The 24,795-nt window shown below is 62.3% G+C and carries 24 protein-coding genes; 13 read left to right on the top strand and 11 right to left on the bottom strand.

Annotated features, from left to right (window positions below; translation table 11 throughout):
- Positions 1-94 precede the first annotated feature (94 nt).
- From GT019_RS25155 to GT019_RS25140, 4 genes are all read right to left on the bottom strand, one after another.
- Complete coding sequence (locus GT019_RS25155; RefSeq protein WP_161746190.1) at positions 95-388, bottom strand: transporter; 294 nt, start codon at positions 386-388, stop codon at positions 95-97.
- A 38-nt stretch (positions 389-426) separates the two neighbouring features.
- Positions 427-747, bottom strand: a complete 321-nt coding sequence (locus tag GT019_RS25150; RefSeq protein WP_161746189.1) for a hypothetical protein — start codon at positions 745-747, stop codon at positions 427-429.
- A 159-nt stretch (positions 748-906) separates the two neighbouring features.
- On the bottom strand, positions 907-2,283 hold the full coding sequence (locus tag GT019_RS25145) for a hypothetical protein (protein WP_161746188.1): 1,377 nt from the start codon (positions 2,281-2,283) through the stop codon (positions 907-909).
- Between the two features lie 282 nt (positions 2,284-2,565).
- Entirely contained in the window at positions 2,566-4,233 is a 1,668-nt protein-coding gene (locus tag GT019_RS25140; protein WP_161746187.1) for a sulfatase-like hydrolase/transferase, read from the bottom strand.
- Positions 4,234-4,524: 291 nt separating this feature from the next.
- On the opposite strand from GT019_RS25140, the gene GT019_RS25135 reads away from it, so the two are divergent.
- The 3 genes from GT019_RS25135 to GT019_RS25125 all read left to right on the top strand — a co-directional run bounded on the left by GT019_RS25135 (position 4,525) and on the right by GT019_RS25125 (position 7,721).
- Positions 4,525-5,676, top strand: coding sequence for a copper amine oxidase N-terminal domain-containing protein (locus tag GT019_RS25135; RefSeq protein ID WP_161746186.1), 1,152 nt, complete (start codon positions 4,525-4,527; stop codon positions 5,674-5,676).
- A 141-nt stretch (positions 5,677-5,817) separates the two neighbouring features.
- Positions 5,818-7,389, top strand: coding sequence for an ABC-F family ATP-binding cassette domain-containing protein (locus GT019_RS25130; RefSeq protein WP_161746185.1), 1,572 nt, complete (start codon positions 5,818-5,820; stop codon positions 7,387-7,389).
- A gap of 149 nt (positions 7,390-7,538) precedes the next feature.
- The gene (locus tag GT019_RS25125) at positions 7,539-7,721 is read left to right on the top strand and encodes an ABC transporter substrate-binding protein (RefSeq protein ID WP_161746184.1); all 183 of its coding nucleotides are present in this window, start codon (positions 7,539-7,541) and stop codon (positions 7,719-7,721) included.
- Between the two features lie 189 nt (positions 7,722-7,910).
- Here the strand turns inward: GT019_RS25125 and GT019_RS25120 are convergent, their stop codons facing one another.
- The 5 genes from GT019_RS25120 to GT019_RS25100 all read right to left on the bottom strand — a co-directional run bounded on the left by GT019_RS25120 (position 7,911) and on the right by GT019_RS25100 (position 11,993).
- Complete coding sequence (locus tag GT019_RS25120; RefSeq protein WP_161746183.1) at positions 7,911-8,873, bottom strand: NAD(P)-dependent alcohol dehydrogenase; 963 nt, start codon at positions 8,871-8,873, stop codon at positions 7,911-7,913.
- A gap of 76 nt (positions 8,874-8,949) precedes the next feature.
- Positions 8,950-9,171, bottom strand: a complete 222-nt coding sequence (locus GT019_RS25115; RefSeq protein WP_161746182.1) for a helix-turn-helix transcriptional regulator — start codon at positions 9,169-9,171, stop codon at positions 8,950-8,952.
- A gap of 1 nt (position 9,172) precedes the next feature.
- Positions 9,173-9,619 carry a hypothetical protein gene (locus GT019_RS25110; protein ID WP_161746181.1) on the bottom strand — a complete coding sequence of 149 codons (447 nt, stop codon included), beginning with the start codon at positions 9,617-9,619 and terminating at the stop codon, positions 9,173-9,175.
- A 207-nt stretch (positions 9,620-9,826) separates the two neighbouring features.
- Positions 9,827-10,897: a hypothetical protein gene (locus tag GT019_RS25105; RefSeq protein ID WP_161746180.1), complete on the bottom strand. Its 1,071-nt coding sequence runs from the start codon at positions 10,895-10,897 to the stop codon at positions 9,827-9,829.
- Between the two features lie 364 nt (positions 10,898-11,261).
- Positions 11,262-11,993: an SDR family oxidoreductase gene (locus tag GT019_RS25100; protein WP_161746179.1), complete on the bottom strand. Its 732-nt coding sequence runs from the start codon at positions 11,991-11,993 to the stop codon at positions 11,262-11,264.
- Positions 11,994-12,134: 141 nt separating this feature from the next.
- Here GT019_RS25100 and GT019_RS25095 point away from each other — a divergent pair, with 141 nt between their 5' ends.
- Together GT019_RS25095 and GT019_RS25090 are read left to right on the top strand one after the other, a co-directional pair.
- Positions 12,135-12,992, top strand: a complete 858-nt coding sequence (locus GT019_RS25095) for a helix-turn-helix transcriptional regulator (RefSeq protein WP_161746178.1) — start codon at positions 12,135-12,137, stop codon at positions 12,990-12,992.
- A 251-nt stretch (positions 12,993-13,243) separates the two neighbouring features.
- Positions 13,244-14,203, top strand: a complete 960-nt coding sequence (locus GT019_RS25090) for a D-2-hydroxyacid dehydrogenase (protein WP_161746177.1) — start codon at positions 13,244-13,246, stop codon at positions 14,201-14,203.
- Between the two features lie 308 nt (positions 14,204-14,511).
- On the opposite strand, the gene GT019_RS25085 is transcribed toward GT019_RS25090, so the two are convergent.
- Complete coding sequence (locus GT019_RS25085; protein WP_161746176.1) at positions 14,512-15,966, bottom strand: serine hydrolase domain-containing protein; 1,455 nt, start codon at positions 15,964-15,966, stop codon at positions 14,512-14,514.
- Between the two features lie 173 nt (positions 15,967-16,139).
- On the opposite strand from GT019_RS25085, the gene GT019_RS25080 reads away from it, so the two are divergent.
- From GT019_RS25080 to GT019_RS25050, 7 genes are all read left to right on the top strand, one after another.
- On the top strand, positions 16,140-16,751 hold the full coding sequence (locus GT019_RS25080; protein ID WP_161746175.1) for a hypothetical protein: 612 nt from the start codon (positions 16,140-16,142) through the stop codon (positions 16,749-16,751).
- A 98-nt stretch (positions 16,752-16,849) separates the two neighbouring features.
- Positions 16,850-17,299, top strand: a complete 450-nt coding sequence (locus tag GT019_RS25075; protein WP_161746174.1) for a YdeI/OmpD-associated family protein — start codon at positions 16,850-16,852, stop codon at positions 17,297-17,299.
- Positions 17,300-17,662: 363 nt separating this feature from the next.
- Complete coding sequence (locus tag GT019_RS25070; RefSeq protein ID WP_161746173.1) at positions 17,663-18,355, top strand: M50 family metallopeptidase; 693 nt, start codon at positions 17,663-17,665, stop codon at positions 18,353-18,355.
- A 25-nt stretch (positions 18,356-18,380) separates the two neighbouring features.
- Positions 18,381-19,283, top strand: a complete 903-nt coding sequence (locus tag GT019_RS25065; RefSeq protein WP_161746172.1) for an aldo/keto reductase — start codon at positions 18,381-18,383, stop codon at positions 19,281-19,283.
- Between the two features lie 196 nt (positions 19,284-19,479).
- The gene (locus tag GT019_RS25060; protein ID WP_161746171.1) at positions 19,480-20,010 is read left to right on the top strand and encodes a DinB family protein; all 531 of its coding nucleotides are present in this window, start codon (positions 19,480-19,482) and stop codon (positions 20,008-20,010) included.
- Positions 20,011-20,113: 103 nt separating this feature from the next.
- Positions 20,114-20,986, top strand: coding sequence for an AraC family transcriptional regulator (locus tag GT019_RS25055; protein WP_161746170.1), 873 nt, complete (start codon positions 20,114-20,116; stop codon positions 20,984-20,986).
- A 442-nt stretch (positions 20,987-21,428) separates the two neighbouring features.
- Entirely contained in the window at positions 21,429-22,130 is a 702-nt protein-coding gene (locus GT019_RS25050) for a tyrosine-protein phosphatase (RefSeq protein WP_161746169.1), read from the top strand.
- Between the two features lie 135 nt (positions 22,131-22,265).
- Here the strand turns inward: GT019_RS25050 and GT019_RS25045 are convergent, their stop codons facing one another.
- The gene (locus GT019_RS25045) at positions 22,266-23,636 is read right to left on the bottom strand and encodes a cytochrome P450 (protein WP_161746168.1); all 1,371 of its coding nucleotides are present in this window, start codon (positions 23,634-23,636) and stop codon (positions 22,266-22,268) included.
- 180 nt (positions 23,637-23,816) lie between these two features.
- On the opposite strand from GT019_RS25045, the gene GT019_RS25040 reads away from it, so the two are divergent.
- Positions 23,817-24,653, top strand: a complete 837-nt coding sequence (locus GT019_RS25040) for an RMD1 family protein (protein ID WP_161746167.1) — start codon at positions 23,817-23,819, stop codon at positions 24,651-24,653.
- Positions 24,654-24,795 lie beyond the last annotated feature (142 nt).

Raw genomic sequence — 24,795 nt, 5'->3', positions numbered from 1 at the left:
TTTCCTCCTCCTTGTCCAATGTCAATGCACGGCAAAAACCGGAGTCCCCCTGGATGAGGGCGCTCCGGCTGCGGTCTAGCGAACAATCAGCGCGTTATACGCACGTAAAGGCATCGATCCGCTGCAGATCGAAGCCGGAGAACATCCAGAAGAAACCGTTCCAGCGGAAGCCCGAGATGGACGTGCGGCCGACGAAGATCGGATAAAACCAGAAGCCCTGACCGCTGCGCGGCCAAATGTACGTATTGCGAAACAAGCAGCGGGAGATGGCTCCCGGATCGATGGCAAGCGTCGACGCGGATAAAGGTTTTGGCGGAACCGATTGCGGCGGAGGCGAAGACGGAGGCGGCTGCGTGCCTTGCGGTCCGACGGGAGGCATAAAAGCCATGCTGATCACTCCTTCATGAATTGGCTGCCGTGCTCGCTTTAGAGCAGCGAGATGGCAAGCAGATTAAACAGGACGAGCGGAAGCACGAAGTTATTGTAATACGGGCTCACGGGGCCGGGAAAAAACGCGCGGTTGCAGCCTTCGTTCGACAACCGGATGTAGAGGATGCTCTTGTCGCAGTGGACGATATGCCCTTCGAATACGTCGCCGTCCATGGTCTCCACCTTGACCAGCCGGTGGGTATGCCCGCAGCATAATTGATGCAGGTGGTCGTGGACGGTCTTTAACGTATGATGCACCTTGGAATCGCACGTATAGATCGGCGTCGTTTCATGTTGTACATTGGTTTTCGAGCTCATGGTTGAATGACCTCCATATTGAACATGGAGTATCCTATGCACCAGCCCAGTTGGGCGTGACTGGACGGCGCGGGCGGCCGCGAACGACAACAAGAGGCTGCCCTTAACGGACAACCCCTTGTCGATGCATTGATATAGACCTGCGCGATGCGTAGAACTTTACAGCGGTTCGCCGTTCAGATAATTGAAGAACGGAACATCCGTCCAGAAATCGTAGCTCTCGACCTTGACCGAAGGATCCACTTGCTTGAACCCGTCGATGACCGCCTGGGACTGTTCCTTCAGGGAGAAGGACTGCGCGTAATAGCGGCCGATCGCGATCTTGTTGTTCGTGATTTCCTTGTATTCCGGAAGCGGCGTCAGCGAGTAGTAGAGCGGCTGCCACCACGAGCCGGCAATCAGGCCCTGCTGGTTCTCTTCATTCTTCTTGGCGTAGGCGTTCACGACGGCGTTGAAGCGCGCTTTGTCGGCGGCTGTCGCGAATTCGAAGGCGATGTCGAATTCCTTCGCGTATTCGATGTAGTTGCCGTTGGCGATCTGCTTCACCTCGTATTGCTCCGATACGCCCGGCTCGCCCCATTCCTTCAGGTAGACGAAGGCGGAAGTTTTCGGCTCGAACTGCACTTTGGCGTCGAGGCCCTCGCTTCGCAGCAGGCCGATCAGCTGAAGGGCGTGATGGAGGTCGGAGTGTCCGTAGACGAGCGACAGGGATTCGACGAAATTCGGCTCGAAATGGCTGTCCTTCAGGTTATAGCCCGTGACCAGCCCTTTCTCGAGGGCGGTGTCGACGATCTTCTGAAGCTCGTCGGACTTGATGATGGCGGATTCGTTGTACGCGTCCGTCAGCTTCGTATAAATGTCGGCGTCGCCGACATAGCCGATATAATGCTTGAACTGGCCTTTGAAGACGAGCGTCTTGCCGATCAGCAGGTTCGCGAGGTCCGCGGTAACGGCGGCGTTCGGCTGCAGCTGGTTGTAATAATCGGCAGGCAGCAATCCGGTGTCGACGGCGACGGCAAGCTCCTGAACGGTCTTCAGGTCGAGCGCGGATGCTTTGACCGGCAGCTTGGCGACGGCTTTTTCCGCTTTGGCCCGCGGATACGAATAGGCCAATTCCTTGAGTCCGGCAGCGCGGACGGCGGTCTGCACGGCGTTCGCGGCGCCGAGCGGTTTCGCGGCGTTCACGGTATCCGAGGCGAGCACGCCGTTTTGGTAGAGCGCTTTGGCGGCGTCGTAGTAAGGGCTCGTCGCGCTCAAATCCTTGAAAGAGACCGCTTCGTCGGTCGGCGCGAGCGACGTCGAGCGGACCAGATCGGCGAAGAACTCGCCACGGGTCACGTTGGCGGGGAGCGTCACGCCGAATTTGTCCTTCAAGAAAGCCGCGTATTCCGCGGAGCTGATCTCCTTGTCGGCGGTCGGCGCGGCGGCGGGAGAGGCCGGGGAAGCGTACGCCGCGGATTGGCCGGCGACGAGCAAAGCCGCGGACAGCGCGGCAGTCAGGAGAAACGTGTTGCGTTTGGCAGATAAAACGGTCATCAATGATAAGCCCCCTATAACAGTTAATGTGTATAAAACATAGTGAATTAGTAGGAATATACTATCATTGGGCATTCGGTGTCAATGATAGATTTGCGATAAATTAATAATGCGAATATCGGGGGCATGGATCAACGAAGCGCAGGAAGCATAAGCAGCAGTAAGCAAAAGCAGTAGTGGCCGAAAGTGGAAATAGCAGCAAGCAGAAATGCTTCGCGAGTAGCACTATGGAAGCCGAGCTGTCGAATCCGCGAGCTGCGCTATGACAGCAATACTTTTGAATCAAGTTACGCGCCTCGCGGGCGTCAGCCGTTTCCGCTTCCGCTCCTCCGCCAGCAGCTGCATCATCCGCGTCTGGACGCTGCGGCTATGCGGAGTCGCGAGGCCGGCATGCGCGAGGTTCCGCGTCTCCAGCGGGTCCTCGGTCATGTTGTACAGCTCGAACTCGTCTTGGACCGGGGCCGTTCCGCCCGAGGCGGCATGCGGTGTACTGTCATAGTAGCGCGAGAACTTCCAGAGCTGCTTCCGTCCTTGCAGGACGATCGGCGCGATTACGGTCTCGAGGCCGTTCGGCTGGACGACGGACGGATAAGGACGGCCGAACGGATTCACCTGATGCTGGCCCTGCGTCGGATTGTCCTCGGTCATGAAATAAACCGGTACGTCCGGAAGCGAGGACGGTTGCGCGCCTCCGATGGACGGCGCCAGGTTGCGCCCGACGAGCGGCCTGGCATCGCTGAAGCGGGGCTGCAGCCGATGCCGCGCGGCTTCGATGTCCACGCCTGCCAGCCCGAGCATCGTCGGCAGCAGGTCGAGATGGCTGGTGGGCGCATGGACGTCCCGGTGCTGCGGGAACATGCGCGGATTATGAATCAGGAACGGCACATGGAGCGCCTCCTCGTAGGCGCAGTGCCACTTCTGATGCAGATTCCCGTGCGAGCCGAGCAGGTCTCCGTGATCGGACGTGAAGATCACGATCGTATTCTCGTACATGGACGAGCGAGTCAGCGCTTCGAATACGGCCGTTAGCTGACGGTCGGCATTTTGCTGGAGCTGATAGTAGAGCCTGCGGTAGAACCCGCCGTCGTTGATCGGCTGGAGCGCCAGCGGATAGATATCCCGGTAGCTCGCTTGGCAGCGCGGCTTCGTCAGGAGGGACTCGCCGATCGTCGGCGGCGGGGGGATATCGGGGATCGCGGGCTCCGCCTCGAAGCGGAACGCATGCTTCAGCCGCGCGGTCTGGTCGCCGTACAGCACGATATCGTGCGGATTGACGAAGGAAGCGACGACGAGCCAGGGCTCGGCATGGCGGCCGGCCTTGCGTTCGCCGTCCAGCGCTTCGATTAATTGCGCGGCCTCGGCGCTGTAGACCTCGTCCCGTCCGCTGAGGCCGATTGCCGCGGAGGAGCCGGAATTCCGGGGATTGCGCCCGTGCGGCTCGGGACCGATCCAGTCGGAGAAGCCGAAGCGCTCGAGCCGTCCCGCGCGCGCGTAGAGCCGCACCTTTTCCCGATCGGGCACGCCGGTGACGGGGTCGTAGCTGGCAAGGCTGTCATGGGTGCCGGGGATGATGACGTCCTCGTCCGAGATATGCCATTTTCCTTTGTAGTACGTCCGGTAGCCGGCCGCGCGAAAATAATCGCCCATCGTCGGAACCGTATTCGCGTCCAGCCAGAACATATCGGAATCGAACGCTTCCTTGGCCAGGCCCGTCGTCTGCGTGACGCCGTGCAGCGACGGATAATGGCCCGTGAACATGGTGGCGCGGCTCGGGCAGCAGGCGGCGCTCCCGATATAATGCCGGTGGAATTCCAGCGCGTGTTCCCGCAGCAAGCGCTGCCCGACCAGATGGTCCAGGCGCCACCGCTTGATCGCGGGCGTTTCGTAAACGGGCGGATAACGCTCCTCGTCGACGAGAAGCACGAGGAAGTTCGGTTTGGCACGGTTCACCTGATCGCCCCCTGGGAAAGAGTCCTACCTAAGATTATGCGGCGATGCGAGTGAATAATCGGCCGACGGAAAACGGTACGGCCCCCGGGAACGCAGTCGAAAGAGAAGCTGTCCCGAATCGCTCTCGCGCCGATCGCCGCGACGCATCCGAAAACGCTCGTCGCTCCGCTTAACTGCGACGCATCGACCCGAATAAGAAAATTCTCATCCAAAAAGGGCTCCCCGCCCTATGGCTGACCGGCTCCCGCGCCGCTACAATGAGGTCCATAACCTGCAAGAGGAGTGAACAGGATGGGAAAGCGGAAAAGCTGGCAAGCGGCAACGATCGGTTTCGCATGCGGCGCGGTGTTCTTCTCCGGGCTCAGCTATGCGGCGACCGGCTCGATCAACGTCGATTTTCGTAGCATTCACTATTATTTCGACGGGGTGAACAAACAGCCGCCGAAGGATGCGCAAGGTTTCGTCTATAAAAACACGACTTACGTGCCGCTCCGCTTCATCGGGGAGTCGCTCGGCAAGCCGGTCGCGTGGGAGAACGCGACGAATTCCGTCTATATCGGCACCAAACCGGCGAAGCCCCCGGCCAACCAGCCGGCGAATCCGGCGGGATTGCAAGCGTTTCCGAAGGACAACGCGTGGAATACGGACATCTCCAAATATCCGGTGAACGCGAATGCCAAGCAATATATCGCCTCCATCGGCGCCGGCGTCGGCATGCACGCCGACTTCGGCACGGTATGGGACGGCGCGCCGATCGGCATTCCGTATACGGTCGTCGGCGGCGACCAGGCGAAAGTGAACGTAACGTTCACGGACTACGGCGACGAGAGCGACCCGGGTCCGTATCCGATTCCCCCGAACGCGCCGATCGAGGGCGGGCCGAACGGCGACGGCGACCGGCATGTCATCGTGGTCGACAAGGACAACCTGATGCTTTACGAGCTCTTCAACGCGCGCCCGTCGGGTTCAGGCTGGACGGCGTCCGGCGGCGCCAAGTGGGACCTGAAGTCCAACGCGCAGCGGCCGAAGGGCTGGACCTCGGCGGATGCCGCGGGCCTGCCGATCTTCCCCGGGCTCGTCCGCTACGACGAAGCGGCCGCGGGCGAGATCGACCACGCCCTGCGGTTCACCGTGAGCAAGACGCAGAAGGGCTTCATCGCGCCTGCGAGCCATTATGCATCTGGCAGCACGGATCCTAACCTGCCGCCGATGGGACTGCGGCTGCGGCTGCGGCAGGATTTCGACATCGCCGGCTATTCCAAGACGAATCAAGCGATCCTGCGCGCGCTCAAGCAATACGGCATGATCGTCGCCGACAACGGCAGCAACCTCTACCTCAGCGGCGCGCCGGACCCGCGCTGGGACGACGACGATCTGCATGCGCTCGGGAAGGTCAAGGGCAGCGATTTCGAAGTCGTGGATACGGGCAAGATCGAGAAGTAGGAGAGCGGATGGGCATACGGGACAATGGCGAATATCGGGCCGTTGTCCCGTTTTTATTGTCGGGCGGCGTACGGCGCGTCCTCCCGTAGTGGTATAATCGAGCCAGACTGCGAGTGCCGCATAAGCGAGAAGGAGAGAACCATGAGCGTAATTCGGTTGGAGAACGTCACGAAGAAATACGAAGATTCGCTGATTTTCCGCGATATTTATTTTCGCTTGAGCCAGGGGGAGCGCATCGCCCTGATCGGACGGAACGGCGCCGGCAAGTCGACGGCGTTCAAGCTGATCCTGGGTCAAGAAGAGCCGACGTCCGGGAAAGTGGAGGTCGATCCCGAGGTCAAGATCGGGTATTTCTCGCAATTCTCGGAGCTGCACGGGAGTTTGTCCGTCCAGCAGGAGCTGGAGCTGTGCTTCGAGCAGGTGGCGCAGATCGAGCGGGAGCTGCAGGACGTCGGGGAGAAGATGGGCCTGGTCGCGGACGACGGCGAGATGGAACGGCTGCTCGCGCGGCAGGCGGAATTGTTCGAGCAAATGGAGCATCTGGACGGCTGGAACGTCTCCGTCGAGATCAACACGGTGCTGACGAAGCTGGGCTTTAACGACCGCTCGCGCAACCAGCCCGTCGACGAGTTGTCCGGCGGCTGGCGCAACCGCGCCGCGCTCGCCAAAATGCTGATCCAGCAGCCCGACGTCGTCCTGCTCGACGAGCCGACGAATTACCTCGATATCGAGGGTATTGCATGGCTCGAGCAATGGTTGTTCCGCTTCAAGGGCGCCATGCTGCTGGTGTCCCATGACCGCGAGTTCATCGATAAAGTCGTGACGCAGACGATCGAGATCGAGAATTACCATTTCCAGACGTACGAGGGGAACTACACGGATTACGTGCGCAAGAAGAAGATGCGCAAGAAGGAGCTGGACCGCCAGTTCGAGTGGGAGGAAGAGCTGCTCGTCATGGAGGCGGAGGCCATCGACACCCGCGCGAGCCGCAAATCCGCCAAGGATCGTCTCTCCCGCAAGCTCGCGGACAATAAGAAGCGAATCGAGCCGCATCCCGTCAACGTGCTGATCACCGACATTTACGAGCGGCTGCGCTTTCCGGACAAGCTGTGCGAGGTGAAGGGGATCGGGCAAACCTACGACGGACGGCGGATCTTCGAGAACGTCAGCTTCGATATTCAGAAGGATGACCGTCTGGTCATCGTCGGCCCGAACGGCAGCGGGAAGTCGACGCTCATCAAGGCGCTGACCGGGCAAGAGAAGCCGGAAGCCGGCGAGGTGGTCTGGGAGAAAGGCGTCGGCTACGCGTACTTCAACCGGATGTGGGAGGAGCTCGATCCGAAGGATACCGTGAGCCATGCGGTCAATACGTACGGGCTGGGATTGGACGCGCCGCGCAAGAAGGTGAACAAGTTCCTCGCGATGCTGCAATTCTCGGAGAATGACCTGAGCAAGTTCATCGGCAACCTCTCCGGCGGGCAGAAGGCGCGGGTCGCGCTGGCGAAATGCCTGCTCTCCGGCGCCGCGGTCATCGTCCTGGACGAGCCGACCAACCATCTGGATCTCATGAGCATCCAGGTCATGGAGCAGGCGCTGATCCATTTCCCCGGCGCGGTCGTGACGGTCAGCCATGACCGGTTCTTCATCGACAAGATCGGCACGAAGATGCTGACCTTCGACCCGGAGAAGGGCGTCAGCGAGCAGAATTTGTAGGCAGGGCGACCGGTAGTCGGACAATCGGTTGCGCGCGAGCGGTTACCGGGAGCCGCGGTGCCAGCGGCATCGCGGCCTTCCGTGTCATGGGGTCAACCAGTTTTTGCTGGTTGGCCTTTTTTGCGGCCGAATTCGAGAAAGTTCGAGCATTGCACGAGACGGAGGAAACGACGACGGCGACGAAGGTATTGCTCGCGACCCGGGTCTGGTCGACGTTGCCGGCCGTGAAGAACGGTCACGTGTACGTCATGAACAGCCGCCGGAATTACGACGATCCGGTCACGCGGGAGCGGCTGCTCGACGAGCTCGGCAAGATGATGGCGCCGCAATAAGAATTCGGCATGGATGCGCCGGCCGACGAACCGAGATGGCATGCGCCGGCAACCGTTGCCGCCTAACGAACCGAGGATTGAGATGGACATTAATACCCCACTAATGCCCGACGTCGAACCGGGGAGGCCTCGCCAGGAGGGCTCCCCGGTTTTATTTTCGATCGGGCCGCGTGACGCGGACCGCTGGCGTCACAACGTTAAAATCACGTTCCCCTTCTTGCGTCCCGTCTCCACGTAGCGGTGCGCCTCGGCAGCTTGTTCGAGCGGATAACGCCGGTCGATGACCGGTCGGATGCCGCCGGCTTCGGCAAGCTCGCGGAGAAAGTCGAAGTTTGCCCGGGTTTGCCGCAAGCCCGCGGCGACGAACCGCGCCTTCTTGCCTTCGCGCTTGGCCGTACGCAGCGCATGGACCATCATCGTCGGCTTGAGGCTCGTGGAGAGATAGACGCCCTGCGGCGTCAGCGCGCCCGCGCAGCGCGGGAACGAGCTTTTGCCCACCGCGTCGAAGATCGCGTCGTAGGTTTGCCTGCCCGCGGTAAAGTCGGTCCGGGTATAATCGATGACCTTATCGGCGCCCAGCGATTGCACCAGCGCCAGATTGTCCGTGCTGCATACCCCGGTCACGTCCGCGCCGTAATGCTTGGCGAGCTGCACCGCGTAAGCGCCGACCGCCCCGGAGGCGCCGTTGATCAGCAGCTTCTGTCCGGGCCGGATCGCCGCGATATCCCGCAGGAAGATCAATGCCGTCGGCGCGCCGTCGCTGAGCCCCGCGGCTTCCTCGTACGTCAGATTGGCCGGCATGATCGCGAGCGGCCCGTTTTCGTCCAGGCAGTTGAACTCGGCATGCGCGCCGAAGGTGCGGGGACTGACGCCGAACACCCGATCGCCGGGCTTGAAGGCGGTCACGCTCCTGCCGACGGATTCGACGTCCCCGGCCAGCTCGACCCCCAGGATCGGATTCCTCGGTCTCGCGAGTCCGTACACGAACCGGACGATGAACGGGTCGGCCTTGCGAAAGGAGCAGTCCGACGGGGTTACGACCGCGGCGCGGACGCGTACCCGTATTTGGCCCTCTCCGGGCACGGGGGCGGGGACTTCGGTGAACCGCAGCACGTCAGGCGTGCCGTATTTGGCGCATATCACGGCTTTCATATCAGCTTCCTCCTCGAACGTTATGGGCGATGTCAGCGGACAAGGCGCATGGAACAGGGAACGACAAGCAGAAGCCTTAGGCTTCGGGAAGCTCGATATAAAATACCTCTTCGAGCGGTGAACCGAAGACGAGCGCGATGCGAAACGCCAGTTCCAAGGAAGGGGAGTAGTTGCCTTTCTCGATGGCGACGATGGTTTGGCGGGTCACGCCTACTTTCTCGGCCAGCTGCTGCTGCGTCATTTCATCGCGGTCGAAGCGCAATTTGCGGATGTGGTTGTGAACCGAGAGTTTGACCATCTTAGAATCCTTTCCGGTACAGATAGAGCTGCGTGAACGCGCCGACGAGCTCCGACGCGACTCCGGCGAACATCAGCATGACGAACATTGCCGAGGGCTCCGCATTCAGGATCAGCGACCCGAGCGACAGGAGAAAGCCGAGCACGAACGCGTAATGGGAGTTCCGCGTGGCCTTCAGCCCGATCAGCTTGTCGCGCTCGTCGGAGAAAGAAGGCTCCTTCTCGCGATCCGTCATGCGGTAGACGATGTTGAACAGGATCGTCAGGATGATCTTCGCCGCGATCGACAGCGGGATCAGGATGAGAATGGCGGCCGCCCAGAAGCGGAAGGACGCGGTGGAATCGAAGCTCCCCGCCTCATGCCGCTGCAGCACGAACCAACAATAAACCGCAAATAACAATAAACTGCCGATTCCGTTAACGAGATGCTTCTTTTCTTGATAGGACATCGTGGGCTCCTCCTGTAATGACGAATCTTGAGTCAATTATGTTATACATAATGTAATATAAAGCATACATAATGTAAAGTGTAATTTACATTGGAAAACGCGAAAATGCGAAGGACCGGCGGAATGCTTCTGAGGCGAAGCGCTTCCCGGTCCTTTCTAAATGGTGTTTTATTTCGATTGGCCTTCCATTTATGTCGGCTGGGCGTTCTAAGAGGGCGATCGCTCTTGATCAAACCGCGGCTGCCGCAAGATCTCCGGATTGGCCAGCAGGATCGCATCGGCGGCGTCCCGCAGCCGGGGCAGGAACCGGGCGACGGCTTCGGCGCGCCGCGCGAGATCCTCCGTGCCGGCGATGCCGAGGTCGGCCAAGACCGCGTCAAACGCCGGCGCGAGCGCGGCCTCCAGGTCCGGGGCATCCGCGGCGAGTATCTTGTGGCAGCGGGCGAAGGTCGCCACGATCCAGAAGACGGCTTCGCGGTGATCGCCGGCCCGGATGAGCGCGAAGCTCCCGTCGATCGCGATCGGCCTCGCCGCGGCGGTGATGTCCGAGCAGAAGAAGAACGGCGTCTTGGCCGCGGCAGCGGCGGCATCGAAGGTGCGGGCGAGTCCGTCCACGTGCCGGGCGGTACGTTCCGGCGTCCAGGTCGCGCAGCCAAGCAGCGCCAACAATTCCGGATACAAGCCGCCGTGGCCGTATTCCGCCAATACTTCGCGCGCGGCGAGGTAACGGAGCCGCACGGTAGGATTGCGCAGCGCCGCGACGAGGAGCACATGCGTGGTCACGCCGGCCGGGAACAGCCAGGACGTGACCTGATCGTGCCAGGGCGCGGAGGCGTCGAAGCCCCGCAGCCCGTTCTCGATCCGCTGCCTGGCGTTCTCGCAGCGGCGGCGCACCCATGCTTCCTCCGCAAAGCCGCGGGCGACCTGCGTTTGCACGCCGCGGAGCTGGCCCGTGGGGTCCGCGATGATCGTATCCGCGCGGAAGCTGCCCGCCAGATGATAGGAGGCGAGCACATCCTCGGCCGAGCCGATCTGCTCCCAGGAGAGGTAGGTGATCTCGATCAGCGTGCCGCGGTAGACGAACTTCCCGAGCTTGAGCGGGGGTTCCGGCCCGTCGAGCACGACGACGACATCGACGTCGGACGAAGCGGGAAGCTCCGCGTCATCCGGCTTTCCCACGGTCGAACCGCTGTAGTAAGCCCCCTTGAACCCGGCCTCCAAGCTTGCGTGCCGCGCGACCCAATCCGCCGCCGCGGCGCGCGCGTCCCCGATTCTCATGCTCCATGACCTCCCGGTTATCATCGCGCCCGGCGACGTGCGCTCGGACGGATGCTGGAATAAACGAACAATAAGCGGGAAAAATGCGATAAGAATAAGGCAATAAAAATAAGGCCCTCAACGTGTAAGCTGCGTTTTGCGTTATTTTGTCAAAAGAAACGCCTCGTTTGCCTCCTATAAACGCAAGGCAAATCTATCTTAACACGATCGGAACGATCGATACGATCGAAAAACGTATCCATCCCGGAAGATAAGTATGTGATCAGCTGCACGTAGAGGCCGGGCAAATTAAATCCCGCCTCCAATGCAAAGAACAACCCGAAAATTCGGGTTGTTCTCTCGTTGGAGCCGTTACGCCGGGCGCTTATGCGTTCACTTGCTTGAAGATCTCGTCGCGCTCCGCCCGCGAAGCTTGCGAGGTCAGCGTGGACCAGCCGTAGCTTACCTCTTGCTCGCCCTCGGCCAAGCTCTTCATGACCGCGTCCGCGAACAGATCGAGCGGGATGCCGTGGGCGTTGCCGCCCGGAATGCCGAGATCGGTATTCGTATGCGGCGGGCAGATCTCGAGCACCTCGATGCCCTGCTGCTCCAATTGCTTGCGCAGCGATAACGTGAACGAATGCAGCGCCGCCTTCGTCGCGCAATAGACGGGAGCCGCGGCGATCGGCACGTGGGCAAGTCCCGACGTGACGTTCAGGATCGCCGCTTGGTCTTTCCCCGCGAAATGCCGCGCGAACAGCGTCGACAAATGAATCGGCGCGGCCAGGTTCGTCGCGAGCTCGGACTCGGCGTCCTGCCAGGGCTCCTGCGCGTCCAGCCGGATGAACCGCATTACGCCGGCATTATTGAGCAGCACGTTCACGTCCGGATGCTCCCTCGTTACTTGCTCGTACAGCGCGATGCGCTCCGCTTCCTTGGACACGTCGACGACGTATGTCGCCAGCTCCGGATGGACCGCTTTGGCCTCGGCCAGCTTGTCCGCCCTTCTTCCGCCGATAATGACTTTGTTGCCGGCCGCCAGGAACCGCTTGGCCAGCGCAAGGCCGATGCCGCTCGCGCCGCCGGTAATGAGAATCGTATTGGATTCGAACTTCATTTTCATGCTCCTTCTCGGGAAATTGATTTCTTGCCCGTCTTCCCATAAGCTAGTGTATAGCGAACGAAAAGCGGCAAGAAGGCGGCTGGTTATACTGGTATCGCCACTCCCCTCTCTTGCGCGGACGGATAGGAGGACGGAATGCCTTTGGTGAAAACGGACATGAATCGGACGAGCGAGCTGGCCCATTTTCTCCGTAACCGGAGGGAGCGCATCACCCCGGCGCAGGCGGGGCTGCCGGAAGCGGGCCGCCGGCGAACGCCGGGCCTGCGGCGCGGGGAGGTCGCCATGCTGGCCGGCGTGAGCCTGGAATGGTACACGTTCCTCGAGCAGGGGCGCGCGATCCACGTATCCGCGGAGGTGCTCGAAAGCTTGGCGGTCGCGCTGCAGATGGACGACGCGGAGCGCAGGCATATGTTCCTGCTCGCCCATCGACAGCCGCCGCCGGAGAAGCCGGTCCCGCAGAGCAAGGTAAGCCCGGTGCTGCAGCGGTTTCTGGACGAGCTTGGATTGAGCCCGGCCTGCGCCATGGACGTCCGCATGACGATAGTCGCCTGGAATGCCGCGATGTACGTGCTGAGCGGCGATCTGAGCCAGTGCTCCGAACGGGAACGGAATCTGCTCTGGATCACGTTCGCGTCGGCGGAGTTCCGCCGCATGAAGGGCGACCAGTGGGAGGAGCACGCCCGCCGTACCGTGGCCCAGTTCCGGGCCGATTACGCCCGTCATGTCGACGATCCCTGGTGGGGCGAGCTGGTGGCGGCGTTATCCGAGGCGAGCGAGGAATTTCGCGCGTATTGGGCGCGTCACGACGTGATGGACTATTCGCAGGCGCATAAAATCATGCTGCACCCGACGGTCGGCGAGCTGACCTTCGATTACGTGGCGTTCCAGCCGCTCGAAGCGGCCGACCTCCAGATCGCCATCCATATCCCGCGCGACGACGGCGTGACGAAAGCGAGGATCAGGCAGCTCATGGAGCCGCGGGTCGGCTTATAATGCAATCCTCTTTGCCAAGGCCGCCCCGTCGAGGGGCGGCCTATTTGTTCGGCGGAAACGTTCCGCTCACCCTGAGGGCTTGGAGGTCCTGCGCAAGACGCGGAGGTTCGAGGGGACTTGTGACGGACGCCGGCTAGTTCCTTCCCGATCCCGCCGAGATATTCCGAGCCGAGTCGCCCCATCCGGCGCGGTTTATGCGATAATCAAGGAGCCGAAGGACAAACCCGCAACACACAAGGAGGCTATCTCCCATGACAACCATGCTTTGCCTGAAAGGTTTTACCGCGGAACAGCAGGAGGCCGTGCGGCGCGCCGCTCCGGGCGTATCGATCGTTTTCGGCGGGGCCGGCGACACGGCGGACGAGGTTTACCGGGAAGCGGAGATCATCTTCGGTTGGGACGCTAAAGTGAGGGACGTGGCGCTGCGCGAGGGCTCCCGGCTGCGCTGGCTGCAGAGCTGGTCGTCGGGCATCGACAGCCTGCCGCTCGGCCTGCTGGAGGAGCGCGGCGTGCTGTTGACCGACGCGAGCGGCGTGCACGCGCGATCGGTATCCGAGACGGCCGTCGCCATGATGCTGGGCCTCTCGCGCGGCATCGCGGCCGCCGTCCGCAACCAGCGGACGGGCGTATGGGAAAGTCCGCCGACGCTGGCCGAGGCGAACGGCGGCACCGTCGCGATCGTCGGCGCCGGCGAGATCGGCCGCGAGGTGGCCCGCATCGCGCGCGCGTTCGACATGCGCATCGTCGCCGTCCGCCGTTCGGGCGGCGCGATGCCCGAAGCGGATGTCGTCTACGATACGTCGCGTCTCGACGACGCGCTGCGGGAAGCCGATTACGTCGTCAATATTTTGCCGCTGACGAACGAGACGCAGCATGTCTTCCATGCCGAGCGCTTCGCCGTCATGAAGCGCAGCGCGTACTTCATCAACGTCGGCCGCGGCGCGACGGTACGGACGGAGGATCTGGTCGCGGCGCTGCGCGACGGCGTCATCGCGGGCGCGGGGCTCGACGTGTTCGAGCAGGAGCCGCTGCCCGCCGATCATCCGCTGTGGGCGATGCCGAACGTGATTCTGACGCCGCATAACGCCGGCGGCATGACCGTTCGCAACGCGGAGCGGCTCGTCCGGCTGTTCGTCTCGAACCTGGCCGTGTACCTCGCAGGCGAGCCCGGGAAGCTGCGCAATCTCGTCGATTACAAGAAAAGCTATTGATTCGTTGTCGGCCGGGCTTGCGTCCATCGCATGGTCGACCTGCGCGCTGGGCATGAGGTTGATAGCCATCACGCATCGCCCGCCTCGCGCGGGAGCTGCGAGGTGCCGAATCAGTTCGTTCCGGCATCCGGAGCGGAAGGCCGAAGCAGGCCATTCATGACGGGCCGTATGCCGCGAAGAAAAGGACAACCCGCCGGGTTGTCCTTTTCTTGTCGCTTCCGTCTGGTTCCGATCGCGCTCGCGTTTTCTCGACGCGTCCCGTATTTCACGTCGCGTCCCGCTTTCGCGACGGCCGCATTAACGGTTGATCAGGCCAGCGCCGCCGCTTGGCCGCGAATCGTCAAGACCCGGCCGGCTTCCCAAGCGACATTGGCCGAGAATTGCAGCTCGATCGCTTCCCCGTCCGCGCGGAGCGCGAGCTTATACGTGAACGGCGTTTCCGCGAACAGCAGCCGGATGTCCAGCGTATCGCCGTCCTGCCACGCAAAGCTGCCTTCCACGCGCTGCTCGGCGCCCTGCTTGACGCTTTCGATGCGAATCCGGCTCGCTTTCCATGCGCCCCGGCCCAATTGCGCGGTCTGCTCGCCGGCGCGTTCGCTGCCGATCACGAGCTCGGCGCCCTGCTCCGAGAAGCGAAGGGCGATCGTATCGAGCTGCAGCTCGTTCGGTTCCATGCGGAAGACGCGGCCCTCGAGCTGCGCTTCGTTCGGCGAAGACGGCTCCGCTTGCGGGGCGTCGATCCGCAGGGACGCCAGCCGCTCGGCGAGCGCCGCTTGATTCGCTTCGTCCGGTTCCAAGGCATCGGAAGCGGACAAGGCAGGCAGCAGCACGGCCCATGCGACGTCCAGCACGGCCTGCATGTCGGCTACGCCGGACGTGATGGCGAGCACGGCTTCTTGCTCCGGCAGGACGACGCAAAACTGGCCGAACGCCCCGTCGCCCCGATACGCGCCGTGGCGGCAGCGCCAGAATTGATAGCCGTAGCCCTGCGTCCAATCGTTCGCGCGCCCGTCGTCGTTATCGATCTGGAAGGAGGTCGCTTCGTCGACCCACGCGGACGGCAGAATCTGCTGCCCGGCCCATTCGCCGCGCTGCAGGTACAGCTGGCCGAACTTGGCGATGTCCTCCGTCGTCACGTTCAGCCCCCAGCCGCCGGTCGCGATGCCGCGCGGACAAGTCTCCCAGGTGGCTTCGGACAAGCCGAGCGGCGCGAACAGGCGCGGCTCCAGGAACGCGAGCAGGGACTGGCCGGTAATCCGGTGAAGGATGGCGGACAACATGTACGTCGCCGCGCTGTTATAGGCAAAGTGCGTGCCGGGGGCGTATTCGACAGGCTCAGCCAGGAAGCCTCTGACCCAATTGTCGTCCTTCTGCACGCTGCCGGTGACGTCCGCGGCATGCCCGGTGCCCATCATCAGCAGATGCCGCACCTGCATCGCGGCGAGGTTCTCCGATATCGTCTCGGGGACTTCGTCGGGGAAGAAGCCGATGACCGTGTCCTCCACCGACAGCAATCCTTCCGCCGCGGCGAAGCCGATCGCCGTCGACGCGAAGCTTTTGCTGAGGGAAAACAGCATATGCGGGTATTCGGGCCGGTACGGCGCCCACCAGCCTTCGGCGGCCACCTCTCCGCGCCGGAGCAGCATGAAGCTGTGCAGCTCCAGCTCTCGCTCCCGTATTGCGTCCAGGAACGCGATCACCGCTTGCGACGGGATGCCCTGCGCTTCCGGCGTCGTTCTCGGCAGACGAGCTTGGTTTTCCATGGTTTCGATTCCTCCCGGATTCATAATGAAGCATGAATGAAGACGTTTTCATGACTGGCGATTCCGACCGATGAGCGAACGTTTCCTGCTGCGGGTCTCGTTTGCTGTTCTCAGTTAGCATGTTATAGTAGTTGGATAATTGTGTAAAGCGGTCTTAGGGAGGGATTTTGACGATGCAGGTGTTTCGAATGAAAGCCGATCCGGAGGGGAGCCGCGGCTTGCCGGATTATCTGGAAAATCACTACGTCAGCTGCGGTCTGCCGGGCCTCGGCGACCTCGGCTTGCTCGGCAAGGCCGAATTGCGGGCGAATTTGATGCAGGCGCACCGGCTGGACGGGCGGAAGCTGGAACGGCAGCTGGAGGAGCATTGGTGCTTCGCGCACGGCATGCAGGACGGGGATTACGTCATCGTCGACGACGGGGACAAGCTGTATCTCGGCGACCTCGGCGATTATTATTACCTCGATGGCTGCGACAATGCCGAGGACCGCAGCGGGCACAGGCGCGGAGTAACCTGGCTGCAAAGCCTGCAGCGCGAGGATTTGCAGCCGGAGCTGCTCGCTTTCCTCGCGCAGGAGGGCGAGGTCGGGTTGTTCGGCCGGCCCGTTACGCGGGAGCAGTTGGAGCGGTTGTTCCTAAGACCGGCTCCGACTGCCGGCTCCGGACTGGTGGACGAGGAGACGCTCCGGGAAGCGCTCGCCGTGCTGAAGGCGGCGCTCGGCAGCGAGGATGCGGAGCGACGGGAACGGGCCGCGATCGCGATCCTGCAGGCGGCGCGGATGTAGCGATCATGCGTTTTTTTCGATGGGCGGTGCAGGACCTGGGGAGCGCGCCCGCGAATCCTTAGGGTAGACGAAAGGTACCGAAAAGGAGGCGCAGGAGGATGAAATTTCGATCCGTGGTCGAGCTTGGCGGGAAGACCGCAACCGGCATCGAGGTGCCGGAAGAGGCCGTGGCGGCGCTCGGGACGGGCAAGAAGCCGGCCGTGAAGGTCACGATCAACGCGTATACCTACCGCAGCACGATCGCGACGATGGGCGGCCGCTTCTTGATCCCGCTCAGCGCGGAGAACCGCAAAGGCGCCGGCGTAGCCGCGGGCGAAGAGGTGGAGGTCGAGCTCGAGCTGGATACCGAGCCGCGCGAGCTGGAGGTGCCCGCGGATTTTGCCGCGGCGCTCGAGGGCGCGCCGGCGGCAAAGTCGTTCTTCGACGGGCTGTCGTACAGCAACCGGCGGCGGATCGTGCTGTCGGTCGACGGAGCCAAGACGGCCGAGACCCGTCAGCGGCGCATCGATAAGGCGGTGCTTGCGCTGAACGAAGGCAGCATGCCTTAGCGGAAGCGTGCTTCATGGACCGGGAACGTCGTCGTCGGGCCGGCGATGCGCCCGGTCTTTTTGTGCCGCGAGCATGCGGACGGACCGAGAGCGCGATGCGGTAGGCCGGCGATGCGCTGTCTTTTGCAGACAGCCGGACCGAGGACTTCTTGCAATAGGCTGGCGATGCGGTCTGTCTTTTGCGCGCGCAGACAGCCGGACCGAGAGCGACGTGGTCGGTAAGCGGCATGATCGAGGCGTTCGCGGACATTGGCTTGAAGGCGAAGCGCTTCCGGCCGGTCGGCCTTGACTGGTCCCCGGTCCAGCGGCGAAACGGCGGCCCCGCATGCTATAATGAAGAAAATCCCGGATCGGAGCTGACGCATGAACTGGAAATTCGCCGGCTATATCGTAGTGGCGCTTATCGTCGTCCATCTGCCGTTTATCGGCATTTTCTTCCGGATCGCCAACACGCTCATTCATGAATCGTCCCATGCCGTCATGACGCTGGCGCTGCAAGGCAAGGTCGGGCAAATCCAGCTGTTCGCCAATACCGAGGGCGTGACGTACACGCTGTCCCCCAGCAGCTTCGCGTCGATCCTGACGAGCCTCGCCGGTTATGTGGGCTCATCGCTGTTCGCCCTGCTGCTGGCGGTCCTTTGCGCCAGAGGCAAGCATGCGGTCGTCCTCTGGCTGTTCGCCGTCATCTCCGTCGTGAACGCGGTGCTCTGGGTGCGCAACCCGTTCGGCCTCGCGTGGCTGCTCGCGTTTCTTTGCCTGCTCGGCTTCGCGCTGTGGCGGAAGGGGAAATGGACCGCCGTCTTGTCCATCGGCTTGTTCGTGTTCGTGCTGGCCGAATCCGTATCGAGCAGCTTCGCGATCCTGTGGCTGAGCCTGTATACGCCCGCCGGCGCGGGAGACGCGGCGAATTTGGCGCGGGAGACGATTTTGCCGACCGCCTTTTGGGGCTTTTTCTTCCTGCTGCAGGCCTGCGCTTTGGGCTTTCTGAGCGCGAAGACGGTGCTTTGGCGAGGCAGGGGCAAGAGGGCGCCGTTCCCCAAGCACGTATCATCCTAATCCATCGCAAGGAGCTGAATCATCCATGAAACAAAATCGCATCGGCGCTTCCGGGCTGCTCGTCGGCGAGATCGGGCTCGGCTGCATGTCGCTCGGCACGGAGGAAACGCATGCCGTCGCGCTTATTCACGAGGCGCTGGAGCGGGGCGTCAACCTGCTCGACACGGCCGATCTCTACGACGGCGGACGCAACGAGGAGCTCGTCGGCAAAGCGATCCGGGGACGTCGGGAGCGCGTCGTGCTGGCCACGAAGGTCGGCAATCGGCGCATTCCCGGCCAAGACGGCTGGTCCTGGGATCCGTCGAAGGCCTACATCCTATCTGCGGTCAAGGAAAGCCTGCGCAGGCTCGGCACCGACTACATCGACCTGTACCAGCTTCACGGCGGAACGATCGAGGATCCGATCGACGAGACGATCGAAGCGTTCGAGCAGCTGAAGCGGGAGGGCGCGATCCGGGAATACGGGATCTCGTCGATCCGTCCGAACGTCATCCGCGAATATGCCGCGCGATCCGGCATCGCCAGCGTCATGAATCCGTACAGCATCGTGGACCGACGAGGCGAAGAGACGGTATTTCCGCTGCTGCGGGAGAAGGGCATCGGCGTCATCGCGCGCGGGCCGCTCGCCGGCGGAGCGCTCGCGGCGAACAGGCAGCCCGTCAAAGGCGTGCCGGATTACGAGCTGGAGGAGCTGAGCGCGCTCCGCGAACGGCTGGAAGAGCTGACGGCCGGCGAGCGAAGCCTCACGCAGCTCGCGATCCGCTATTCGCTCAGCCATCCGGCGGTTGCCGCGGCCGTTCCGGGAGCCAGCTCGCGCGAGCAGCTGCTGCGGAACATCGCGGCGGCGGACGTCCCCGAGCTGACGGAGGACGAGGTGCGGGCGATCCGCGGCATGAGCAAGGCGAATCTGTATAAGCTGCATCGCTAGTCGAGGCCGGGGCGATGGAGAGCCGGACCGCTGGGAGGCATGCGGTCAGGGCTGCCGGCAGGAAGAAAGCCGCCTGCGCGACGATCGCGGGTCCGAGCGGCGGCGTCCCGCGGGATTCCTCCCATAGCCGGCGTCCCTCGGCGATTCGGACTTACGGCATAGCAGGCGATCGTTTACCGGGGAGAGGAGCAAGCCGATGAATTTCAAGCTGGAAGAAGCAATCGAATTGCTGGAGCGCACGCCGCGCGCGCTGGAGCTGCATTTGACCGGGTTGTCCGAGGGATGGCTGCAAGGAAACGAAGGCGAAGGCACGTGGAATCCCGTCGAGGTCGTCGAGCATCTGATCGAGGGCGAGAAGACGAATTGGCTGCCGCGGCTGGCATTCATGCTGCGGGAAGGCGACGGCAAGCCGTTTCCGCCGTTCGACCGATTTGCCCATTTGAATGACGGCTCCGAGCGGACGCTCGCGCAGAAGCTGCAGGAATTCGCCGCGATTCGCGCCGAAAACGTCGCCAAGCTGAAAGCGCTCGTCGGCCCTGACCCCGAACGGCTGCTTGAACGGACCGGCAGGCATCCCGCATTCGGCGTCGTGAAGGTACGGGAGCTGCTCTCGACATGGGTGGTCCACGATTTGACGCATCTGTCGCAGATCGCGCGCGTCCTGGCGGAGCGGTACCGCGCGGACGTCGGTCCGTGGATCGCGTACCTGGGCATTTTGCGGAAATAAAGCGTGCCATTCGCCTCCGTGCCGCCATCCGATACAATCGGGCACGGAATGTCGGATGGTCCTGCGTCAATCCTGCTATCCTGTGGATGAAGGAGGTCGGACGATGGATTTGCTGAAGAACATGAATGGCGCGCTCGCGTACATCGAGGACAATCTGACGAACGAGATCGACGTGAAGGAAGCGGCGAAGCGGGCGTTATGCTCGGATTACCACTTTCAGCGGATGTTCTCGTTTCTCGCCGGCATCCCGCTCTCGGAGTACATCCGCCGCAGGCGCCTCACGCTGGCGGCGTTCGAGCTTAGGGGCGGCGACGCCAAAGTCATCGACGTAGCGGTCAAATACGGCTATCGTTCGCCGGATTCGTTCGCGCGGGCCTTTCAGGCGCTGCACGGCATCATGCCGTCGGAAGCCCGCGGCGGCGGCCATTCGCTCAAAGCGTATTCGCCCATGACCTTCCAACTAACCATTCAGGGAGGCAGCGAGATGAACTATCGCATAGCGGAGAAAGAAGCGTTCCGCATCGTCGGCTTGAAGCGCAGGGTTCCGATTCAGTTCAACGGCGTCAATCCCGAGATCGCCAAGATGTGGGAGAGTCTGGACGGCGTGACGATTGGCGCCCTTAAGGCCTTGTCGGATGTCGAACCGCGGGGAATCATCAGCGCATCGGCGAATTTCTCGGAAGGCCGGATGGAGGAGCGAGGGGAGCTGGACCATTACATCGGGGCGGCGACCTCGCAGACGGGTCCGGACGACATGGCGCGGCTGGAGGTTCCGGCTTCGACCTGGGCGGTGTTCGAAGCGGTCGGACCGTTTCCGGATACGCTGCAGGCGGTATGGGGGCGCATTTATTCCGAATGGTTTCCGTCCTCGGACTATGAGCAGGTCGAAGGGCCGGAAATCCTCTGGAACGCGGACAAGGACATTGCCTCGCCGACGTTCAGAAGCGAGATCTGGATTCCGGTGGCGAAGAGGTAACGCCGTCGTTCGCGCATAGGTCCGTCGACCCTGGGCATGCGTCTCCTTGCATAAGCATGATCGTTTCGTCGAATTGAGCCGAACGCCTCCGATAAACGGCGGCCTCCGGCTCTTTTTTGTCATTCCGCCCCGTCGGATGCGGCCCGAATCTAGCGGATTATGCTATACTATGCGGCCGGATACCGGTCGAATGCTGTGACAAGTACGCATAAGCGGCCTGTCGCGGCCCTTTTCATTCTTTGGCTGACAGGTAGAATACGTGTTGAATAGGGGAGGCCGAGGGGGAAGAGCGCGGCCGGTGTTCCCTCTTGAAAAACGCTCACGCCCCGCGCTCGATCGCGGAAACGAATACGTGCCGGCGCGTCCGCAGGACCCGCATTTTTCCGTTGCCGATCACGGTCGGCTCTGCTACGATGGGAAAAAACGGAAGCGGGGTGCTCGCATGATCGACATGCATATTCATATATTGCCCGGCGTGGACGACGGCGCCAAGAATCTGGAGGAATCCGTCGCCATGGCCCGGATCGCCTATGCGGACGGCATACGGGATATCGTCGTGACGCCGCATTTCAACGGTACGTTCCTGACGACCGCCGATATCGTCCATCGCAAGGTGGAAGAGCTGCAGACGGAGCTGGACCGGCAGGGGGTCGGCATTCGCCTTCACCCCGGAAACGAAGTCCGGCTGGAGAACAGGGCGTTCTTCGACGAGCATTGGAGAAAACGCTCGTTCGCCTATTTGGGAACGCCGGGAGCGTACCTCCTGTTCGAGGAGCGTTGGACCGACTACGACGCCGATACGCCGGAGATCGTGCAGCGGCTGCGCGACGCGGACATCACGCCCGTGCTGGCGCATCCGGAAAGGCATTTTTTCTTCCGGGAGAATCCCGAGCCGTTGATGCGGCTGCTCGAGCTGGGCGTTTGGACGCAGGTGTCGGCGGACAGCCTGGTCGGCAATTCCGGCCCGGAAGCGCAGCAATTCGGGCGCTGGCTGATCGAAGCGGGCCTCGTCCATACGCTCGCGACCGATGCCCATAACCTGATCCGCAAGCCGAACCTGAGCGCGGGGATGGCGGTGTTCGAGGCATTGGCCGGCCCGGCGGAACGGGCGAAGCTGGAGGCCAGGATGAGCGGGATCGTGTAGGCCGCGCGCAGCAGGAAACGGCGCGTATGGCGCGAATTCGGCGAGCAAAGAAGCCAGGAACCCCCGTTCTACGGGGAATCCTGGCTTCTTTGTCGTGCTTGGCGTCGAGGCCTTGCGGCACGTTGCCGCCACGGACTATGCCTCGTCCTGCTGTGCTTGCGCGGACCTGCGGCGCGGAATCATCATGCGGCCGCCCTTGATGCGCAGCGAGACGAGCGGTTCGGGCTCGGCTTCGCCTTGGCCGGGCTCCGACGAGAAATCGAAGCGCTCGGCCAGCGTGCCCAGGATGAGCACGGCCTCCATCATCGCGAATTGCGAGCCGATGCAGCCCCGCGATCCTCCCCCGAACGGGAAATAGGCGAAGCGGGCCCAACCGGAGGCGCCGTCCGCGAACCGCTCCGGGCGAAAAGCCTCCGCGTCCCCGAATACCCCGTCGTTTCGGTGAATCGCATAGGGACTGATCAAGAAGCTGCTGCGGGCGGGGAACGCGTCGCCCAGCATGTCGAAGGCGAGATCCGCCTCGCGCAGGATCGCCCATGCCGGCGGATACAGCCGAAGCGTCTCTTGCACGACCTGCCGCGCATACGGCATTTCCCGATAATAGCCTGCCGCCGACAGGGATTCGCCGGTTTCCTTCTCCCGCAGCCGGACCGCGTCCAGCTCGAGACGGAGCCGCCCGGCGGATTCGGGCGAACGCTCCAGGGCGTACCATGCCCATACGAGCGCGTTCGCCGTCGTCTCGTGCCCGGCCAGGAGCATCGTCATCATCTGGTCGCGCATCTCCGCGTCGGGAATCGGCTGCCCTTCCTCGTCCCGCGTGTCGAGCAGCAGGCCGAGCAGGCTGTCGGCATAGGCGTCCGGCTGCGCCTTGGCCGCGGCGATGGCGCCGTAGATCATCGCGTCGAGCGTTCGGATCGCCTGGCGATGCGCCCGATTGCCCGGCGTCGGCCAGCCGAAGGGCAGGATGACCGGCGAGAAGATCGTGCTGGCGGTGTGGCGGATCGTCACGTCCACGGCTTTCGCGAGCGCCGCCTTGTCGCGTGCGAGCTCCGTGTTGAACATCGTTTTCGCGATGATCCCGAGCGTCAGCTGCATCATCGCGTCATGCATCGCGACGGGGACGCCGTCCTGCAGCGCGTCGGCGAGCCGTCTCGTCTCCGAGATCACGATCTCCGCGTAGGCATTGATTCGCTCTTTGTAGAACGCCGGCGTCAAGTATCGTTTCTGACGACGATGCGGCTCCCGCTCGGACGTGAGCAGGCCGTCGCCGATCGTGCGGCGCAGGACGCCGGCGCTGCGGCCTTTGCGCAGCTTGTCCTCTTGATGGACGAGGAGCTCCTGCACGAAATCGGGAGCGTTGACGATGAACGTCGGGCGAAACGAGCTGGTTCGCAGCGACACCACGTCCCCGAGCGGCCGCGCATCGACGAGAAAGCCGAGCGGATCGCGCTGGAAACGAAAAAAGTTGGACATCCGGGATGAGGGAATATCGACGACGCGCGTCATGGGAGCGCCTCCTTCGGAACGGCCGTCTGCGCGCAGGGCCGCCTTTTCCCCTGAGTCTAGCATGTTTCGCGCCGCGCATTCAAACGGTTCGGGTGGCGATGCCGCCGGACAAGGCGTATGATTGGAAACAACAACGGCATAAACTGTATATAAAGCGGTTTGGAAAGAGTGATAACGACAATGACGGCGATTACGTTTAAAGCTTACGCGGTAACCAATGAGATCGACCTCAACAAAATCGCCATTCACCGCGGGATCCCGAAGAAATACACGTGGGAGCAGCCCCTGATCCTGAGAGGAGAGAGCCTGCAGCCGATTTTGCGAAAGAAGGCGGGCGAGTCGCAGCAGGTGCTCGTGTTTTCGTTCGGCAGCATCGTCTTCGTCAATTATACGGACATGGACGAGATCGTGCGGTTTCTGGCCTACGTCAAGACCTTCGAGCCCGACATCGATATTCATCAAAGGGACGTCTACTCGGATGATTACAGTCTGCATACCGGGGATTCCGATCAGATGGAGCTGACCGACGAATACGTGGTGGTGCCGGCCTTCGAGACGTTCCATCCGGAGTTGATCGCCACCGTGCTCGCCAAATCGGTCGCCCTCGAGAAGATCGAGGAGCAGCTGGGCAAGATCCACGACAAGCTCGAAAACATGATCGACCGGCTGGAGAAGGGCAGGCTGCGCATCGGCAACAAGGAGCTCGCCAGAACGACCGCGAACATCATCCGCCACGAGTACAATACCCTTTCGTATATCATGATTTTGGATAAGCCCGACATCACGTGGGCGAGCAGCCATGCGGGGGAGTTTTACGACGGCATGCTGGAGTTCTTCGAGCTGAACGACCGGTACAAAATCATGAAGAGCAAAACCGACGTGCTGTATCACTTGATGGAAGGGTTCTCCACGATCAGCCATTCGATACGGGGCTTGTTCGTGGAATGGATCGTGGTCATCCTGATCGTCATCGAGGTCGTCCTGTCGGTGCTCCAGATCGTTGGCGTGCTGCCTTGAACGAGCGGTCCGTCGAGCCCGTAAGCCTGTCAAGCACGTCAAGAAGGCCGGAATCTCCTGCTGGGAGGATCCGGCCTTCGCGTTGTCTGCAGTTTAGGCGTTACGCGGAAAAGGACGTTCGGCGACGACTCCCGGCCGATCC

Origin of the sequence: Paenibacillus glycinis (genome assembly GCF_009909185.1) — a bacterium.
GTDB lineage: Bacteria > Bacillota > Bacilli > Paenibacillales > Paenibacillaceae > Paenibacillus_Z > Paenibacillus_Z glycinis.
Note: the sequence above shows the minus strand (reverse complement) of the source record. Positions and strands in the feature narration are given on the sequence as shown.

Bases quoted from the DNA above. Each gene is read 5' to 3' on its own strand.
- GT019_RS25070 (WP_161746173.1), top strand. From the start codon at position 17,663: ATGAACTGGAAATTCGCCGGCTATATCGTAGTGGCGCTTATCGTCGTC.
- GT019_RS25050 (WP_161746169.1), top strand. From the start codon at position 21,429: ATGATCGACATGCATATTCATATATTGCCCGGCGTGGACGACGGCGCC.
- GT019_RS25075 (WP_161746174.1), top strand. From the start codon at position 16,850: ATGAAATTTCGATCCGTGGTCGAGCTTGGCGGGAAGACCGCAACCGGC.
- GT019_RS25150 (WP_161746189.1), bottom strand. From the start codon at position 747: ATGAGCTCGAAAACCAATGTACAACATGAAACGACGCCGATCTATACG.
- GT019_RS25145 (WP_161746188.1), bottom strand. From the start codon at position 2,283: ATGACCGTTTTATCTGCCAAACGCAACACGTTTCTCCTGACTGCCGCG.
- GT019_RS25155 (WP_161746190.1), bottom strand. From the start codon at position 388: ATGGCTTTTATGCCTCCCGTCGGACCGCAAGGCACGCAGCCGCCTCCG.
- GT019_RS25115 (WP_161746182.1), bottom strand. From the start codon at position 9,171: ATGGTCAAACTCTCGGTTCACAACCACATCCGCAAATTGCGCTTCGAC.
- GT019_RS25130 (WP_161746185.1), top strand. From the start codon at position 5,818: ATGAGCGTAATTCGGTTGGAGAACGTCACGAAGAAATACGAAGATTCG.
- GT019_RS25080 (WP_161746175.1), top strand. From the start codon at position 16,140: ATGCAGGTGTTTCGAATGAAAGCCGATCCGGAGGGGAGCCGCGGCTTG.
- GT019_RS25090 (WP_161746177.1), top strand. From the start codon at position 13,244: ATGACAACCATGCTTTGCCTGAAAGGTTTTACCGCGGAACAGCAGGAG.
- GT019_RS25120 (WP_161746183.1), bottom strand. From the start codon at position 8,873: ATGAAAGCCGTGATATGCGCCAAATACGGCACGCCTGACGTGCTGCGG.
- GT019_RS25065 (WP_161746172.1), top strand. From the start codon at position 18,381: ATGAAACAAAATCGCATCGGCGCTTCCGGGCTGCTCGTCGGCGAGATC.
- GT019_RS25110 (WP_161746181.1), bottom strand. From the start codon at position 9,619: ATGTCCTATCAAGAAAAGAAGCATCTCGTTAACGGAATCGGCAGTTTA.
- GT019_RS25095 (WP_161746178.1), top strand. From the start codon at position 12,135: ATGCCTTTGGTGAAAACGGACATGAATCGGACGAGCGAGCTGGCCCAT.
- GT019_RS25105 (WP_161746180.1), bottom strand. From the start codon at position 10,897: ATGAGAATCGGGGACGCGCGCGCCGCGGCGGCGGATTGGGTCGCGCGG.
- GT019_RS25135 (WP_161746186.1), top strand. From the start codon at position 4,525: ATGGGAAAGCGGAAAAGCTGGCAAGCGGCAACGATCGGTTTCGCATGC.
- GT019_RS25060 (WP_161746171.1), top strand. From the start codon at position 19,480: ATGAATTTCAAGCTGGAAGAAGCAATCGAATTGCTGGAGCGCACGCCG.
- GT019_RS25055 (WP_161746170.1), top strand. From the start codon at position 20,114: ATGGATTTGCTGAAGAACATGAATGGCGCGCTCGCGTACATCGAGGAC.
- GT019_RS25100 (WP_161746179.1), bottom strand. From the start codon at position 11,993: ATGAAGTTCGAATCCAATACGATTCTCATTACCGGCGGCGCGAGCGGC.
- GT019_RS25040 (WP_161746167.1), top strand. From the start codon at position 23,817: ATGACGGCGATTACGTTTAAAGCTTACGCGGTAACCAATGAGATCGAC.
- GT019_RS25045 (WP_161746168.1), bottom strand. From the start codon at position 23,636: ATGACGCGCGTCGTCGATATTCCCTCATCCCGGATGTCCAACTTTTTT.
- GT019_RS25085 (WP_161746176.1), bottom strand. From the start codon at position 15,966: ATGGAAAACCAAGCTCGTCTGCCGAGAACGACGCCGGAAGCGCAGGGC.